Origin of the sequence: Streptomyces sp. NPDC058653, assembly GCF_042716895.1 — a bacterium.
GTDB lineage: Bacteria > Actinomycetota > Actinomycetes > Streptomycetales > Streptomycetaceae > Streptomyces.
On sequence record NZ_JBHXRM010000060.1, the window covers coordinates 1 to 16,803 of the forward strand.

Annotated in this window: 14 protein-coding genes; 3 read left to right on the forward strand and 11 right to left on the reverse strand. The window is 72.2% G+C overall.

Features of this window, described 5'->3' with window-relative positions; all coding sequences use genetic code 11:
* The first annotated feature begins 630 nt into the window (after positions 1–630).
* The 3 genes from ACFWU9_RS33345 (at position 631) to ACFWU9_RS33355 (ending at position 4,375) form a co-directional block, all read left to right on the forward strand.
* Entirely contained in the window at positions 631–1,533 is a 903-nt protein-coding gene (locus ACFWU9_RS33345) for a GNAT family N-acetyltransferase (RefSeq protein ID WP_384324851.1), read from the forward strand.
* Between the two features lie 681 nt (positions 1,534–2,214).
* Positions 2,215–2,871 carry a hypothetical protein gene (locus ACFWU9_RS33350; protein WP_384324821.1) on the forward strand — a complete coding sequence of 219 codons (657 nt, stop codon included), beginning with the start codon at positions 2,215–2,217 and terminating at the stop codon, positions 2,869–2,871.
* Positions 2,872–2,881: 10 nt separating this feature from the next.
* On the forward strand, positions 2,882–4,375 hold the full coding sequence (locus ACFWU9_RS33355; RefSeq protein ID WP_384324822.1) for a cryptochrome/photolyase family protein: 1,494 nt from the start codon (positions 2,882–2,884) through the stop codon (positions 4,373–4,375).
* Positions 4,376–4,862: 487 nt separating this feature from the next.
* Here ACFWU9_RS33355 and ACFWU9_RS33360 read toward each other — a convergent pair whose 3' ends face one another.
* The 11 genes from ACFWU9_RS33360 to ACFWU9_RS33410 all read right to left on the reverse strand — a co-directional run bounded on the left by ACFWU9_RS33360 (position 4,863) and on the right by ACFWU9_RS33410 (position 16,778).
* Positions 4,863–6,110, reverse strand: a complete 1,248-nt coding sequence (locus tag ACFWU9_RS33360) for an NAD(P)/FAD-dependent oxidoreductase (RefSeq protein WP_384324823.1) — start codon at positions 6,108–6,110, stop codon at positions 4,863–4,865.
* 288 nt (positions 6,111–6,398) lie between these two features.
* A complete protein-coding gene (locus tag ACFWU9_RS33365) occupies positions 6,399–7,220 on the reverse strand; it encodes a DUF1295 domain-containing protein (protein WP_384324824.1) in 822 nt (273 codons plus the stop codon).
* Entirely contained in the window at positions 7,217–8,503 is a 1,287-nt protein-coding gene (locus ACFWU9_RS33370; RefSeq protein WP_384324825.1) for a class I SAM-dependent methyltransferase, read from the reverse strand. Before ACFWU9_RS33370 ends, ACFWU9_RS33365 begins: the two co-directional genes overlap by 4 nt.
* Positions 8,500–9,801 carry a class I SAM-dependent methyltransferase gene (locus tag ACFWU9_RS33375; RefSeq protein WP_384324826.1) on the reverse strand — a complete coding sequence of 434 codons (1,302 nt, stop codon included), beginning with the start codon at positions 9,799–9,801 and terminating at the stop codon, positions 8,500–8,502. The genes ACFWU9_RS33370 and ACFWU9_RS33375 overlap by 4 nt, the downstream gene beginning before the upstream one ends.
* 35 nt (positions 9,802–9,836) lie before the next feature.
* Positions 9,837–10,688, reverse strand: a complete 852-nt coding sequence (locus ACFWU9_RS33380; RefSeq protein ID WP_384324827.1) for a DUF1365 domain-containing protein — start codon at positions 10,686–10,688, stop codon at positions 9,837–9,839.
* Positions 10,685–11,944 (reverse strand): NAD(P)/FAD-dependent oxidoreductase, encoded by a 1,260-nt coding sequence (locus tag ACFWU9_RS33385; RefSeq protein ID WP_384324828.1) that lies wholly within the window; start codon positions 11,942–11,944, stop codon positions 10,685–10,687. Before ACFWU9_RS33385 ends, ACFWU9_RS33380 begins: the two co-directional genes overlap by 4 nt.
* A 525-nt stretch (positions 11,945–12,469) precedes the next feature.
* Positions 12,470–13,531, reverse strand: coding sequence for a discoidin domain-containing protein (locus ACFWU9_RS33390; protein ID WP_384324829.1), 1,062 nt, complete (start codon positions 13,529–13,531; stop codon positions 12,470–12,472).
* A complete protein-coding gene (locus tag ACFWU9_RS33395) occupies positions 13,528–14,091 on the reverse strand; it encodes a phage tail protein (RefSeq protein ID WP_384324830.1) in 564 nt (187 codons plus the stop codon). The genes ACFWU9_RS33390 and ACFWU9_RS33395 overlap by 4 nt, the downstream gene beginning before the upstream one ends.
* Positions 14,092–14,095: 4 nt before the next feature.
* Positions 14,096–16,054 carry a putative baseplate assembly protein gene (locus ACFWU9_RS33400; RefSeq protein WP_384324831.1) on the reverse strand — a complete coding sequence of 653 codons (1,959 nt, stop codon included), beginning with the start codon at positions 16,052–16,054 and terminating at the stop codon, positions 14,096–14,098.
* Entirely contained in the window at positions 16,051–16,482 is a 432-nt protein-coding gene (locus tag ACFWU9_RS33405) for a GPW/gp25 family protein (protein ID WP_384324832.1), read from the reverse strand. Before ACFWU9_RS33405 ends, ACFWU9_RS33400 begins: the two co-directional genes overlap by 4 nt.
* A gap of 8 nt (positions 16,483–16,490) precedes the next feature.
* The gene (locus tag ACFWU9_RS33410; RefSeq protein ID WP_364470595.1) at positions 16,491–16,778 is read right to left on the reverse strand and encodes a PAAR domain-containing protein; all 288 of its coding nucleotides are present in this window, start codon (positions 16,776–16,778) and stop codon (positions 16,491–16,493) included.
* Positions 16,779–16,803 lie beyond the last annotated feature (25 nt).

Below are 16,803 nucleotides of genomic sequence, written 5' to 3' on the forward strand. Positions count from 1 at the left end.
ATTCACTCGTGCCCTAGCGGCCCCCCCCCCCGCCCCCCCCCCGCCCGGGCCCAGGGTCTCGCTCTCTGGCCGAGTAGACGGCGCCGCCCGCCCCCGCGGCCGCCCCCCCCGACCGGGGTGAGAGTTTCTGTACATCGGCGTGCCGTGCCCGGCAGCGGCAGTGAACTGCCGGCCGCCGAATCGGTGAACGCCTCTCTGAAGACCGCTGGCTACCGCGCCCGCGGGCCGGTGCTGCTCCAGTCCCAGCGCGGCGGTCCGATTAGGGGTGCGTTCCCCGACCTCGTCAACTGCGGCTCACGCGCAGCTGCCGGACGGCCCGGTCCACGATGGGGAACCGGTGGTGTGACTATGCCCGGACGGGCGGACGTGCGCAGGCATTGCGAGAGTGAGGCGGCTGCGGCGACTGCGTTGAGGACGGGCGGTTGCGTGATCGGGCGGTGAGCCCCCGGTGTTTGTTCAGCGCTGGCCGAGGTCATCGACCCTGTCAGGGACTACGGTGTGCCCCAGACACGATGAAGGCTGTCCGGCGCGTGCTGCCGAGTGGGCGCTGGGGGAGCGTGGGGGCGGATCGTGGAGTGGCTGCCGGGTTTTTCCCTTCGGTTGTACCGGGGTGCGGAGGATGCCGTCGCGATGGTGGCCGTGCGTTTGGGTTCTGCGGAGCGGGACGGGACCGACCCGCGTTCGGTCGTGGAAGGGCTTCCGACGGAGGACGAGATTGCCGGGGTTGGCGTTGCCCGGGACGATTCGTCGGGGAACCGAATCCTGGTGGAGCACGAGGGGCGGGTTGTCGGCTATGTGACGGTCGACTGGTGGCAGGAGCGGGACGGGACATGGCTGTACCTGCACCGTGGCTATCTCCTGCCCGAGTACCGCGGCCGGGGTGTGGGCTCCGCGATGCTCGGCTGGGCGGAAAGCCGGGTCCGACAGCTCGTAAGCGAGCATGGAACGGAGCGGACGGCGGTGTTCGGCGCGAATGCTTCGGCCTCGGAGAGGGAGGCGACGGAGCTGCTGCTCGACTCCGGATATCGGCGGGTCTTCAGTCTCGTGGAACTGGAGCTGACCGATCTCCGGCGTCTTCCGGACGGGGCGCCGCTGCCGCCAGGGACGCGGGTCGGTGCCGTCAGGCCCGGTGACTTCCGCGCGGCCTGGGAGACGGTGGTCGACTCCTACGCCGATGTCGCGTTCACCGAGACATGGCCGTTCGAGAGGTTCGTCGCCGTCGCCGACGCGGCCTGCTGGCGGGCGGCGTGGCGCGAGGACCGGATGGTAGGGGCCGCCCTGTGCGCTGTCCGCCGGCAGGACCCCACGGTGGGCGAGGTGGAGGAGCTCAGCGTGCGGGCGCAGTTTCGGCGAGAAGGGGTGGGGCGGGCGCTGCTGCTGGACGGACTGCGATGTCTTCGCGAACACGGTGCGCGGACCGCCCGGTTGAGTACCGGAACGGCCAATCCGAACCGGTCGTACGACCTGTATGAAAGCGTGGGATTCCAGCGCCGCAACGAGTACGTCCGCTATCGCAGGCCGATCGTCGGCTGACGCCCGGAGGGGACGCAACCGCCGTGTCCCTGGAAACCCGTCGGGGGCCGAGCACGCGACGGGCACGATGCGGCACAAGCGCGGGCAAGCGTCTGCCCGTGGCATCACGGAAGCGGATGACATAGGCATGGGGGCATCGGCTCGGCTTTGCGCAATCGCAGGTCTTGAAGCAGGTCCCCATGCCGCGGGTGAGAGCTGACCTCGTGGACCCCGGCATGGCTCTGACCTGCGGCCGCGCCAAACCAGGGGACATTGAGCATTCTCAACGGATCCTCCTCGAAAGGTCTACCAGCCAGGCCTCTGAGCTGGGTGCTACCTGGTCGGTCGATGTGTGACGGGCCGTACGCCCTGGCGATCGGTGACGGTCCCTGGCGGGCTGACGCTCGCTTTCCTGACGGGTCACCAAGCCTGTTTCCTAGCCCGTTCCCGGCGCAATCAGTATCGAAGGGGCAGGGCTGATCGTGAAACCTGGCGCGCGGGCATCGAGTGGTCCGCGTGTCCCGTCTCGCGTGGTGGGAGATGTACGCCGAGACTGACACCGAGGGCCGCACCCGCCACCGGCAGCGGGCCCTGTTCCACCCACGCGGCCTTCTCGGCGACGCCCGCATCCGGAACACCGGCCCCAGGCGAAGAGCGGCAGTCGTCCGCACAACGCCGTTCCACAACATCAGGAGTGATGACATGAGCGTCACGGTCGTCCTGTTCACATCGGATCCGCGTCTGCACGACCATCCGGCGCCGCACGCCGCACCGACGAGGGCCGACGAGGTGGTGCATATGGCAGGGGGCGTCACCGGGTACGCCGACCGGCGGGAGAGGCAGTTGCACGAGCATCTGCGCGGAGGCGGCGCGGCATCGCGGGTGCACGGCACGGTGATCACCGCCGTGGCACCGGGGGCAGTGAAGCCGTCCGGCTCCGATCACTACTCCGTACTCACCCCCTGTTTCCACCGCTGGTCGGGCGAGCGCCTGCGGGAGATCCTCCCGGCACCGCGCAACGTCTCCGTCCCCGAGGGGGTGAGCGGCGAGCCGCTACCTTGCCGCGACGCCCAGCGGGCGGGACTGTCCACGTATGCGGAGAGGCATGACGACCTGGGGGGTGACGCGTCCTCCCGGCCGTCGCTGTACCCGCACTTCGGGACCCGGGGGAAACGCTTCGATCCGCAGGGCGTCCATGTACGCCGACCGGTGCCCGAGCCGCGCGACGTGGACGACAGACGTGTGTACCAGCCCTGGCCCCTTCCGGAGGACCCGCGTGCCCGCATCGATCACCCCGAACCGCTGATCGACCTCGCCGACGGGCCGGCACGCTTCAAGCGTGCCTGCGGTCGCGACTGAGGAGCGACACATGCACTGGCTCTTCGGCGACCAGCTCGGTCCGCACTTCCTGACTCCCGGGGACAACGGCCCCGGCCGGGACACGCCGCTGCTGATGATCGAGGCCCGGTCGGTGTTCCGGCGCCGTCGCATCCACCGGGCCAAGGCGCACCTGGTGCTCTCGGCCATGCGCCACCGAGCGGCAGAACTCGGCGACCGGATGACCTACGTCCGGGCCGAAACCTACCGGGAAGGGCTGGCCCAGGCAGCGGGCAGCCGCCCGGTCACCGTCCATCATCCGACCTCGTACGCGGCGGTACGGCTGGTGCGCTCCCTGCCTCAGGTGACCGTGGGTCCCGCGCGGGGGTTCCTGGTGCCGATGGACAGCTTCGCGGCGTGGGCGGCCGGGCGCGGCGGCAAGCGGCTGCGGCAGGAGGACTTCTACCGGTGGGTACGCCGGGAACACGACCTGCTGATGGACGGCGACCCGGTCGGCGGCCAGTGGAACTTCGACCACGACAACCGCCGTCCTCCGCCCCACGACGCCGCGGTGCTGCCGGTCGGCCGTCCCTACCGGCCGCGCGAGGACGGGATCGACGACGAGGTCCGTCATGACCTCGACCGTTGGGAGAGGAACGGTGACGTCTCCTTCGTCGGACGCGACGGACCGCGCCTGTTCCCCGCGACCCGCGCCGAGGCTCGGGCTGCTCTCAGGCGCTTCCTTGAACGCCGGCTCGGTACGTTCGGCCCGTACGAGGACGCCATGCTCGCCGAGGACCCGGTGATGAGCCACAGCCTGCTTTCGGCTCCGCTCAACCTCGGCCTGCTCGACCCGGCCGAATGCGTCGCGCGCGCGGAGGCGGAGTGGCGAGCCGGCCGGACGCCGATCAACAGCGTGGAAGGTTTCGTCCGGCAGATCGCCGGCTGGCGCGAGTACGTGTGGCAGCTGTACTGGTACTTCGGTGAGGAGTACCGGGACTCGAACGTCCTGCACCACACCGCCCCGCTGCCCGACTGGTGGAACGACCTGGACGCGGACGCCGTGGAAGCGCGCTGCCTGCGTACGGTCCTGGCTCAGGTACGCGACACGGGGTGGGCCCACCACATCCCCCGGCTGATGATCCTCGGCAGTTATGCCCTACAGCGGGGCTGGGACCCCGCCGCGCTCACGGACTGGTTCCACCGCTGCTTCGTGGACGGATACGACTGGGTCATGGTCCCCAACGTTGTGGGCATGTCCCAGTACGCCGACGGCGGCAGGATGACGACCAAGCCCTACACGTCGGGGGGCTCCTACGTGCACCGCATGAGTGACCTGTGCGGACCGTGCCGCTACCGCCCGGGCGACCGGACCGGTGAGCACGCCTGCCCCTACACCGCCGGCTACTGGGCCTTCCTCGACCGGCACCGTGAACGGCTCGGTCACAACTACCGCACCTCCCGACCGGTGCGGCAGCTCGACCGGCTCACCGACCTCGCGGAGGTACGCGAACAGGAACGCGCGCGAGGTGACACACCGCCATGACAGCTGAGACCCGGGGCCGGTGGGGTGTACGTCGTCGAAGACGGCCCGCCCACCGGGTGGAAATCAGCGACGCCGCCGATCACGGAACCGGGCCGCATGATGCCGAGTGCGGCACGGAGGAATGCGACGGGCGCGAGGAAGTTGACCGCGATCGAGTACTCCGCGACCTCGTCACCGACCTCAGCCGCTTGGCCGAAGGCCACCGATCCGAAAGCCGTCACCACCGCGTCCGGCCCGCCCAGGCCGGCTGCCGCGCCGTGCACGGCGCGGCCGCGGGAGGCGGGGGCGTAGGCGTCGAACAGGACGGTCGGAGGGCCCCGGTGTGCAACGGCGGCCCGGGCGAGGCGGGCCGGGGCGCGGCCTGCGGCGCCGGGCGGGTTCCTCGGTCGGCCCGTTCGGCGGCGAGGGTGCCGCCGAGGACGCCGGTGGCGCCGGCCACCAGCACACGCGCACCGTTGAGGATGCGGCGGTCGGTGTCCGACCCGGGTCAGCCGCGTGCCAGGTCGCTCAGCACCTCCCGGGCGGCCCGTGTGCCCGACGCCAGCGCGCCCTGCACGGAACCGGTCGCCCGGTGGTCCCCGCAGACGTACCGGCCCCGGGAGAAACGTGTTGTACGACTCAGCGGCCAGGGTGGCTCCATCGCGGGCAGTGCCCCCTCGACGGTGTGCACGGCGACCTGCTGCCAGCCGCTGGTGTCGGTGCCGTAGAGCCTGGCCAGCCGTGCGAGGACCACCCCGTCCGTGTCGGACCGCGCGGCACCCAGTACGGAGCTGGAGACCAGCGCGGTACCGGGCGGAGCGTAAGTGGGCGCGATCTCGGTGAGAACACAGGTGTTCAGCACCGTTCCGGAGCTGTCCACCACCAGGGTCGGCTCAGCCAGGGGTGTGCTCGCGACCGCGTGGTAATACGTGGTCACCGTACGGCCCTTCGGCACGTCCAGGCCCGGCAGCAAACGGGCCGCCGACGCGGCGTCCGTCGCCACCACGACGGACGTGGCCGGCAGTTCCCGGCCGTCCGCCAGAAGAACCCCCGACGCGGTGAGCGCGGCCACCGGTGTCTCCAGCCGAAGGACACCGTCGGGCAGACCTGCGGCCAGCTGGGCGGGTACGGCACCGATGCCGTCGGCGGGCAGGCAGAGCGTTCCCCTCACCATGCTCCGCAAGACCAGATGGAAGAAGCGCGCGGAGGTCTCCAGCCGGTCCTCCAGGAACACGCCGGACAGGAACGGCCGCAGGATCTCCGTGACCGCCGCGTCAGACAGTCCGGCGCGAGACAAGGCGTGGGCGGTGGAACGGTCCGGACGCCGTTTGAAGGAGCCGGCGGGCAGGAGGGCGTCCCGGGCGGTCAGCGCCGCCATTGCGACCAGATCCCGGGCCGACAGCACCCGACCGGGGATCAGCGCTCCCGCCTTCTCCGGACGTCGCGTCGGATCGGCGAGGCACACGGGCCCCGTCGACGTGTGCGCGATGATGCCCGGAGTGAACGGCCTCAACCGCAAGCTCCGCAGGTCGAGGCGCCGCTTCACCTGAGGATAGGCGGTGTTGAACACCTGGAATCCACGGTCCAGCAGGAACCCGTCCTGCCGATCCGTGCGCATCCGGCCGCCCACGCCGTCGGACGCCTCCAGAAGCTCCACATGCCGCCCAGCGCGGCACAGATCCAGGGCGCAGGCCAGGCCGGCCAGACCCGCACCGATCACGACGGCGTCCGGAGTCCGACGGTGTCGAGCGGTCATGTTCCTCCTCCGGCACGGTCTTCAGCCTCACAACTCCACCTCAACACGCTCCGTCCGGCGAAGCCGGACGCCGCTGCGATCAGGTACCCGAAAGGCAACACCGCATCACCTGAGCACCACCGACTCCACCCCCGCGACCGCCTCCGCAAGCCCCGGCGGATGCGGCAAAAGCGAACGCGGCAGACGAGGACGTCGTCGTGTGCGCCGGCCGGGGGCGCCGGGGCGGGCGGCGGGTGGACACCGGTGGCGGAGCGGTGTCCTCGTGGCCGCGCGGGTCGTGAGCAATCCTCATCTCCGGTGCCGTGAGAGGGACCGGTGCGGCGGCCTGGGGAGGAATCCGCTGGTACGGGCGGCGTAGTCCGCGTAGCCGGGACGTTGGGCCATGTGCTTCTCCAGGAGGCGTTTGCCGCTGCCGACGGTCAGCAGCAGCGTCATGACGACCGGGGAGACCAGGCCTGTCAGTGCCGTCTGCCAGGTGGTGCAGGCCAGGAGGTACAGACCCCACCAGACGAGGGCGTCACCGAAGTAGTTGGGATGGCGGGTCCATGCCCACAGGCCCCGGTCCATGATGCGGCCGCGGTTCGCCGGGTCGGTCTTGAACCGGGCCAGTTGACGGTCGCCGACGGTCTCGAAGGTGAGCCCGGCCGCCCACAGGGTCAGAGCGACGGCGTCGAGCGGGCCCAGCGGTGAGGCGCTGTAGGAGGCCAGCTGGACGGGCAGCGAGATCAGCCAGACGAGTCCGGCCTGGAGGAGGTAGACGGTGCGCAGCGCGTACCAGGTCGGGTTCCCCGGGGCCTTGTCGAGGAGCGCGCGGTAGCGGGGATCCTCGCCGTGACCTCGCGACCGGTGGGCGATGTGGACCGCCAGCCTCAGCCCCCAGACGACGGTCGCGGCGGCGGCCAGCAGGCGCCGTCCGTCGTCTCCGTGCCCGTCGGACAGCACGTACGTGACGACGGCGACCGAACCGAAGGCGATGCCCCAGGCGATGTCGACGACGCGGTGCAGGCCGCGGCGTACGGCGACGGCGAACGTGACGAGCAGGACCGCCGCCGCGACAGCCGCGGTGATCAGGAGATTCGGGACGAGGACGTTCCAGTCGGGGGAGCTCACGACCGGCCCTCCGTCACGTACCAGGAGGCCGGGGTCGGCGGCATGGCCGATTCGCCCTCGCGGGTGGGGCGTACGGCGAGGATCTGGTCGACACCCATCCGCCGCTCGGCGAACGCGAGGGAGGCGCCGGCCAGATAGAGACGCCAGACGCGGCAGGCCGTCGCACCCACGAGCGCCTCGAACTCCGGCCACCGGGCTTCGAGACGGTCGCGCCAGGCGTCGATGGTGGTCGTGTAGTGCTCGCGCAGGGACTCGACATCGCGGACCTCAAGACCGGCGGACTCCAGCAGGTCCACGGTCCGCCCGACAGGACGCATATGCATGTCGGGCGCGATGTACGTCTCGATGAACCGGCCTCCGCCGGGTGCGTTCGCTCCCCGCGACATCTGCTGGACGAGCAGCCGGCCCCCGGGCCGCAGCGCGCCGTGCAGCTTCTCGGCGAAGCGCGGGTACTCGGCGCCGCCGACGTGTTCGCCCATCTCGACGGCCGACACCGCGTCGAAGCCCGCCGCGTCGATGTGCCGCCAGTGCCTCAGCTCGACGTCCACCAGATCGGCCACGCCCTCGCGTACGCGGAGGTCGGTGACGAAGTCCCGTTGCGCGGGGGAGAGGGTGACGGCGGTGACGCGGGCCTTGTGCTCGCGTGCGGCGTGCACGGCGAGCGAGCCCCAGCCGCAGCCCACGTCGAGCAGCCGGTCCCCGGCGCGCAGGCCCAGCTTGCGGCAGATCAGCTCCAGCTTGTCCCGCTGCGCGTCGGCCAGCGTGTACGAAGGGTCGTCCGGGCGGGTCCAGTACCCGCACGAGTACGCCATCGACTCGTCGAGCAGCAGGGCGTAGAAGGTGTTGGAGAGGTCGTAGTGGTGGCTGATCGCGGCGCGGTCGCGCGCCGCGGTGTGCGGACGGCCGCTGAGCCTGGCCCGGCCGTCGGGCTTCCCCGGTGGCGGTCCGGCCGCGCCGAGGCCGACAGCCAGCGCCCCTGCCGCAGCCGCAGAAACCGGCCCCGGCCGGACGAGGCCCTGGTCCCGGACGACCCGCCCGGCCCGGGAGAGGGCCTGGGCGAGGTCCCCCTCGACGTCGAGATCTCCGGTGATGTACGCCTCCGCCAGGCCCAGTTCGTTGGGCTGCCACAGCAGCCGGCGCAGCGCCGTCGGGGAGCGGAGCGAGACCCGGGGCGCGTCGGCAGGACCGGCCGCGCTGCCGTCCCACGCGTGGAGCCGTACGGGCAGCGGGCCCCTGACGAAGTGGCCGAGCAGGTCGGCGAGACGTTCGGCGGCGGGCCTCATCGGGCGGTCCCTTCGGTGAGGACGATCTGGCGGAGGTCGAGGTACCGGGAGCGGAAACCGGCTTCCGAGTAGGCGAGGTACAGCTCCCACATACGCCGGAAGACGGAGTCGAAACCGAGGGCGGCGACGGCGTCCCCCTGGGCGGTGAACCGCTCCCGCCACAGGCGCAGGGTCTCGGCGTAGTGGGGGCCGTAGCCGTGGTCGGCGAGCGTGCGCAGCCCGGCGGCGGCGGAGTGTTCCGCGATGGCCGCGCGGGAGGGGATCAGCCCGCCGGGGAAGATGTACTTGCTGATCCAGGTGTGGGTGGCGGCGGTGTGCAGCATCTGCCGGTGGCCCATGGTGATGGCCTGGAGGACGACTCTGCCGCCAGGGGCGAGGGCGCCGCGCAGGGCGCCGAAGTAGGAGGGCCAGTACTCGGCCCCGACCGCCTCGATCATCTCGACGCTGATCACGGCGTCGAAACGGCCTTCGGCGGCCCGGTAGTCGCGCAGTTGGACTTCCACGCGATCGGCCAGGCCGGCTGCCCGGATCCGCTCGCTGGCGAGGGCGGCCTGCTCGGCGGAGAGGGTGAGGGTGGTGACCCGCGCGCCCCGGGCGGCGGCCCGCAGCGCGAGTTCGCCCCAGCCGGTACCGATCTCCAGCAGCCTTGTGCCCGCGCCGACTCGGGCGAGGTCCAGGAGCCGGTCGATCTTGCGATGCTGGGCGGCCTCCAGGGACGCGAAACGTGCCGGGAAGGCGTGGAACACCGCCGACGAGTACGTGAGGCCGGGGTCCAGGAACGCGGCGAACAGGTCGTTCGACAGGTCGTAGTGACGGTGGATGTTCTGCCGCGCGCCGTCGGGGGTGTTGCGGTCACCACTCGGCCGGGCCGACAACCACAGGGAGCGCAGCCCGCGCAGCGGGGCCGGCACGAGGTCGTCGACGTGCGTGGCGAGTCGGGTGAGCACTCCGGGCAGGTCGTCGCTGTCCCACTCCCCGGCCATGTAGGACTCCCCGAAGCCGATGAGACCGGCGCTGCCGATCCTGCGATAGAAGGCGTCCGGGTCACGGAGTACCAGCACGGACCCGGTCGGCGCGGCGGCGTCGCCGACGCCGTCGGGCGCGAGGAGCGACAGGTCCTTCAGCGCCTTTCGCACGAGATGCCGGGCGACGACCGTTCGGCCGCGCCCCGCCTTCGGCAGCCGCGCCACGTCCGGCCAGCGGTCGGCGTCGACGCTGCCCACCGAGGCCGGTCGGCGGGACGTGGCGGGACGGCTCCTGGCCGGGTAGGGCTGCGCGGGCACCGTAAGCCGGGGCACTCGGGTACGGCCCGGGGAAGCGGAGGCGGGACGGTTCACGGCTGCGTGCCTTTCTGCGGGGCGTGCGGGGAGTCCGGGGAGTCCGGGCCGCGCGAAGGGTCCGGGGCATGTGGGGGATCCGCCGGCGGCGCGGCGGAGAAGGCGCACGAGCGTCGCGGCGAAGGGGCGTTCGCGGGGCGGGGCTGGACGGGCAGGCCGCGCAGCCACAGGCGGATGCCGTGGTCACGGATCCCGGCCCACACCGCGGCGGTCGACCAGGGCCTGCGCGCCGCGCACGCCAGCAGGGCGGTCACGGTGGCGGGCCGGCGGCGTCCACGTACGTTCGCGGTGAAGGGACGGCCTTCGGCAGTCCGCAGCTGCACACCCAGCCTCAACTCGTCTCCGGGCAGGGGCAGCCGCATCCGGTAGCGGCCCTCGACCGGGAAGAACGGGGAGACGTAGAAGGTCTTGTCCGCCTCGGCGATCCCCTCGCCGTCGGGGTGGAGCAGGTAACAGTGCCTCTGCCCGTACGTGTTGTGGACCTCGGCCACCACGCACACCAGGCCGCCTGAGGCGTCGTGGCACCAGTACACGCTCAGCGGGTTGAAGACGAAACCGAGCACCCGCGCGTGCGCGAGCATCACGACGCGTCCCCCGTCCAGGTCGATGCCCTGGCCGGCCAGGTAACCGTCGAGGCCGGCACGGATGGACCCGGCGCGGCCCGTGAAGTGGTCGCGGGCGTCGAACCCGGCCAGCGGCCGGACCGGGACCGGCAGCACCGGCAGCGCGTCGAGGTCCACGCACCACAGATACGTGCGGTGCCGGAAAGAGTGGCGCAGCGGCAGGGTGCGCGCGTGCGTGACCTCGCACTCGTACAGCGCGGGCGTCGCCGGTACGGTTCCCGTCACCACCGCACCCCCAGGGAGCGGGCGGCGAGCACGCCGGAGCGACACCCGTCCTCGTGGAAACCCCAGCCGTGCCAGGCGCCCGCGTACGCGGTCAATTCGGTGTTCAGGCCGGGCAGTTCCTTCTGCGCCGCGAGTGACCTGGGCGTGTAGACCGGGTGCTCGTACACCATGCGTTCCACCACGCGGTCCGGGGCGACGATCTCCTCCCCGCCCAGGGTGACGACGTACTCGGCACCGGCCGGAAGGCGTTGCAGGCGCCGCATGTCGTAGCTGACGCGCACAGGGTCTGTCGAGGGGTCACAGCCGCTCAGATGGTAGTTCCAGGACGCGCGGGCTCTCGGTGAGCGGGGCAGGATCGAGGTGTCGGTGTGCAGCACGGTGGGATTGCGGGAGTAGGCGAAGGCTCCCAGGAGACGCTTCTCCTCCGCTGTCGGGTCGGCGAGCAGGCGCAGCGCCTGATCGGGGTGGGTGGCGATGACCACGGCGCCGTACGCCTCCGTGGTCCCGTCGCGGGTGGTGATCAGTGCTCCTCGGCCGGTGCGCCGCACAGCGTCGACCGCACTGGAGGTGCGGACACGGTGTACGTGCTTTGCGGCGGCGTCGACGTAGGCGCCCGAGCCACCCGTGACGGTCTTCCACTGCGGTGAACCGGTGACGGACAGCAGACCGTGGTGGTGCAGGAACGCGAACAGGTACGCGGCCGGATAGGCCAGGGCCGTGCGCGCCGGGCAGGACCACACCGCCGAGACGAGCGGCAGCGCGAAGTGGCTGACGAAGTAGGGGGAGAAGCCGCCCCGGCGCAGGAAGTCCCCGAACGTGAGCGTGGGTGAGGCGCCACGGGCCAGCAGGCGCCGGGCGTCACGGTGGAAGACCGGGACCTCGGCGAGCAGGCGGAGGTAGCGCATCCGCAGGGCGGCTCGTGAGGCGAACAGTCCCCCCGGTCCGCGGGCGCCCGCGTACTCCAGCCGGCAGCCGTCACACCGCACCGACATGCTCATCTCGGTGTCCTGCACGGCAACGCCCAGCTCGCGAAAGAGGCGCAGAAGGGTGGGGTAGGTACGCGAGTTGTGGACGATGAACCCCGAGTCAACGGCCACCACCCCGCCTCCGGGCTCGGCCAGTTCACGGGTGTGGGCGTGGCCCCCGAGACGTCCGTCCTGCTCGTACAGGGTGACCTCGCACGAGGAGGACAGGACGTAGGCGGCGGTCAGGCCCGCCACCCCGGCGCCGACCACTGCCACCTTGCGATCTACCACACGAAACTCCCGCCATCCGATACGCCGCACCTACGCGCTTCACATGTCCTTCGAGGCCGACGGGCCCGCGGATTGGAGGCGATGTGTGAAAGAACCACGGCGAGCTTCTTCAGAAGCGACCAGCTCTGGCGGAGTCGACTGGTGGGCTTCGGTTGGTGAGGGGTGAAGTCCTGGTAGGTACTGCGGTGTTCGCCGGGGCCGGCGGGGAGGTGGCGTGGTGCCATCCGGTCCCTACGGCGGTGAGGCGGCAGGCGCACGGGGCCGACCCTTCGGGCTACCCCGGCCACCGGGAGGGCTCGGTCCGCGAGACCACGCACGACGGCTTCCCCGCCGCTGTCCGGGAGTTCACCCGGGGCGGGCGGCGCCCAGGACGGCGGGCCGCACCGCACGTACGACCTGTGGGTCTCCGCGCCCGCCGATCAGGCGGCGGCCGGCGGGCGTCATTTCATCGAGGCACACAAGCCCTTCGCGCGAACGGGCTCCTGACACGGGGGTCTTCGTGCGCTCCGCACGCGCAACGCCCCGCTACGGGCGGCGGCCGAAGAACTCCGTCTCCGCCAGGGCGATCCGGCGGTCCTTCCCCGTGCCGTACGCCGAGTCGACCGTGAGTCTCGCCCGTACGGTGTCGGAGCCCCGCAGGTCGAAGGTCTGCTCGCCCGCCTGGTCGCGTAGACGAATGGAACGGGTCGTCAACTCGCCCTGCTGTGAGGTCAGTCGCACGGTGATCCGGGCGGGGCGGGCCTGGGTGAGGAACTCGTCCTTGCGCGCCGAGGTGCCCGAGAACACCAGCAGCTTCATCACCCGCACCGGCTCCGCGAAGTCGCACTCCAGGAACGCACCGACGGCGTCCCCGGTCTCCTTCGGCGCCCAGTAGCGGTTGTTGAACCCGTCGACCGCGGCAGCGGCCGGATGGCCCGGCTGCGCACTGGACGCCCGGCACTCCGTCGGCGGCACCGATTCGGGCTTCCCCGTCTCCTCCTTCGCGAGGCCGAACAGTCCGGACATGTGCGGGAGCGCGAACCAGATCCCGACCGCCAGCAGGATCAGCACGACCGGCAGCCCGACCCGGGGTCTCCGCCACCCCCGCCGCGGCCGGGTGCCCGCGACGGGGGATCGCCGTGGGCCGCGGGTGAAGATCCGGCGCCACCACGGCGGGCGGATCGCGGGCGGCGGGCCCGGGTCCAGGAGGAGGGCGCAGCGGACGCAGAGAGTGCGGTCCGGGGTGTTCTCCGTGCGGCAGTGGGGGCAGACGATCGGCGTCCCGGCGGTGGCGGGCGGTGCGGTCGGCCCGGTGGCGGGCGTCGGCGTGCCCGAGCCGGGCCACTCGTCGGGGCCCGGGGCGGTCCGGTCCGCGTTCTCACCGGGGCGTCGCGGCGCGGCCGCGGTCGTGGTGGGCGGGGGAGGCTGCGGGGGAGAGGAGTCCGGCGGTACGGGAGTGGGCGGGGCCGGCGCGGGCGGGTCCGGGGCCGCGGGCTCCGGTGGTGTCGGCGACGTTCCCCCGTCCGGCTCCCACGCCAGGAACGCCTCGCAGGAGGCACAGAACTCCCGCCCCGGCGCGTTCCGGTGGCCGCACGTCTCGCAGATCACTCCGCACCACCTCCGGCACCCGTCGGCAGCAGTTCGAGCGTGAACCCCACATGCGCGGGGATCTCCGTGACGATCAGTTCCTCCAGGCGCACCCGGTCGAGCCGCTGACCCCCGGCCGCCCTGAGCCGGATCGTCACCCAGGGGACGGCGTCACCCGGCAGTGGGGTGTTCGGAGTTGTCGACCAGATGGCGCCGCCGCTCTCGACGATCTCCGGCTCGGTGCCGCCGGTCTCCAGCCGGAGTGCCTCCGCGAGCCCGCCGACCGTCCCGCGGCGCGCGTGTCCGGCCACCGCCCCGCGTATCTCCGCACGCCGTTGGCCGTCGGGGCTGTCCTCGTGGGGCTGAACCGCCACCCATCCCGCCAGCCACTCCAGGAAGTCGTCGGGGGCGCTGCGGTGGTCGAGATACGCGGGCACGTTGTCGATCGTCAGCAGGACCGGGGCGAGCACCTCGTCCAGCGCCGCGAGGAAGCGCCGCAGGAAGTCCTGTTCCAGGTAGACGGCGGGCAGTTGCTCGATCAGGGGGTGCGGTGTGGGCAGGCCGGGAACGTCGGCACGCATCGGGTCAGGCTCCTCTCACCCGGAGCTGGTGTTCGTAGCTGAAGACGAGCGCGTGCCGGTCCAGCGGGATCTTCGTGGTCGCGTCGGTGCGTTCTCCGGTGAGCGGGTCGGCGCGGTAGAGCCGTACGTCCTCCACCAGGTCCACCCCGGGCACCCGTTGGAGCACGGCGAACGCCTCGCCCGACTGGACCGGCCGCCCGAACGGCCAGCCCTGGCCGCCCGGCCCGCCGGTGAGCGGGTTGAAGTACCCGTACAGGGCGGCCAGGGCCGTCTCCCGTACCTTCTCGGCGACCGCCCCGCGCTCGGTCTGGACCGACGCGACGACGGTGACACCCTGGTAGAACGGCGGCCCGACCACCAGCCGGGTGCCGATCGGCCGCCGGGCGTCGAGGTGGTCGTGGATCAGACCGAGCGTCTGTGCGGGCGGGACGAGTTCGTCGAACTCGATCCGGCCCCGCGCGTCGCCGCGTCCGGCGGGCACGACGAGCAGCCGTACCCCGCCCGCGTCGGACCCGTCGTCCGCCCCGGCCCGGATGCAGTGCACGCGCGCCGCGTCCGGCGCGATCTCGCGCGCGAGGAGTTCGTAGTCGTGCGGCACGACGGCCCGGTGCAGGGTCCGCAGCGTCATCGGTCCGCGCACCCGCGCGCTCGCGACGCTCTCGCCGTCGACCCCGCCGAGCGCGGGCCGGCGGTTCTCGACCCTGGCCACGTACGGGATCGCGCCGCGCAGGACCCGCAGCGTGGAGCGGGCGACGTTGCCGCGCAGCCCGCCGCCGGTGCGGTACGACCGCACGCGGACGGTGGCGCCCTTGGCCGGGACCCGGCCGTAGTAGCGGATTCCGCCGTCCCGTTCGCGTACGGCGGGACCGAACTCGACCCGCCCGGAGTTCGCGTCGAGGGTGACGTGCCGGTCCTCGGGACCGGAGTGCGCGAAGTCGTCGACGCGCGTCCACCGCTCGGCGTCCGTCCCCGGCCCGGGACCGGTCACCTCCACCACGAACTCACCGGGTACGACCGGTGGCCGGGCCAGCCCGAAGGCCTGGCCGGGCACCCCCTCCGCCTGTCCCAGCACCTCGTCGGTGACTGTCTCAGCGTGCTCGGCCGGGACGGTCGCGCCGATCGTGAACGCGGTCACCCCGCGGACCACGGGCGGCGCCATGTACGTCGGCTGGCCCGGCTCCGCGTCGATCAGACGGCACCGCAGCCAGCCCCCGGTACGCCGTACAACCGCTGCCGGGGAGTGGGTCCTCGGCAGATGCAGGATCAGCTCGCCCGACCGGTTGAAGCCGCCGGTGTCGTCCTTCTCGATCTCGCAGACGGTCCAGGCGGTGCCGTCCCACGCCTCCCAGAGCACCGGCGGCCGGCGCGGGTCGACACCGACGCCCTCCACCGTGCAGTCCAGCCGCAGTACGAGAACGCCCGCCGGTACGGCGGCGGACAGGCCCACGTACAGGCAGTCCCCGACGGTGGGCGTGGCCCCGAAGCAGGGCACGTCCCGCCCGAGCGTCAGCTCCTCGGTCCGGTCGAGGGCCTCCCCCGAAGACGGCCGGGTGGCGAGATGGGCGAAGGCGCACGGCACGATCGACAGCGGCTCGGAGGTCGTGAAGACGACCGCCTCCTCCGTCTCCGTACGGACCGTGGCGATCTCCGTCCCCGCGCGCACCACCACGGGGTCCGGGCGCGGCGCGCTCAGCCGGAACGTCACGTCGGTGTGCGCGGCAGTGGGCGGGTGGAGCCGTACGCCGATCAGATCGAGGAAGGCCAGGTAGTTCTTCTCCGGCACCCGGTTCACCCGGTAGACGAGCTGGTCGACCATGCTCGCGAACGCCTCGATGAGCGTCACCCCGGGGTCCGAGACATTGTGGTCGGTCCACTCCGGGCAACGTTGCTGCACCCGGCGTTTCGCCTCGTCCACCAGGCCCTGGAAGGTGCGGTCGTCCAGATGCGGACCGGGCAGCGTCACGCGCCCACCTCCTCGTCGTCGGCCGATTCCTCGGCGTGCTGCGGGATCACATAGAACGGGAAGACGAGGTTGCGCGGGTCGTTCGCGCCCCGCACGGTGTAGCCGATGTCGATGTAGAGCACCCCGTTGTCGGCCTCGTCGAACCGGACGACGACCTCGGTCACGTCGATCCGGGGCTCCCAGCGCTCCAGCGCCAGCCGCACCTCGTACGCGAGTTGGCCGGCCGTGCCCGCGTCGGCGGGTGCGAACACGTAGTCGTTGATGGCGCAGCCGAACTCCGGCCGCATCGGCCGCTCGCCCGGGGACGTCGCCAGGATCAGCCTGATCGACTCCTCCAGCGCATGCCGGCCACGCACCAGGGCGATGGAGCCGGTGGCGTCCGTACGTGGCGGGAACGCCCAGCCCGCACCGATGAACTGCTGTCCCATCCGGCCGCTCACCCCCCGATCAGTACGGTCGCGCAGCCCGACACCACCGGTGAGCCGCAGCCCGCCAGATCGCCGACCCGGGCGGCCGGGCTGCCGCCGATCAGTACGCTCGAACTGCCCGGCGGCGCGATCGCCGACGGCGGGTGGGCGGCGGGCGACGCGCAGTTGTGTACGGTGCCGACCGTCGCGGCGGGCTTCCCGCCGATCAGCACGGACGGCACGCCGGGCGGTCCGACCGTGCCGGGGTGCCCGGTGGGGTCGCCGACCCGGGCGGCCGCGGCTGCTGCTGCCGACATGCGGTCCACTCCTGTCCGTCGTCCG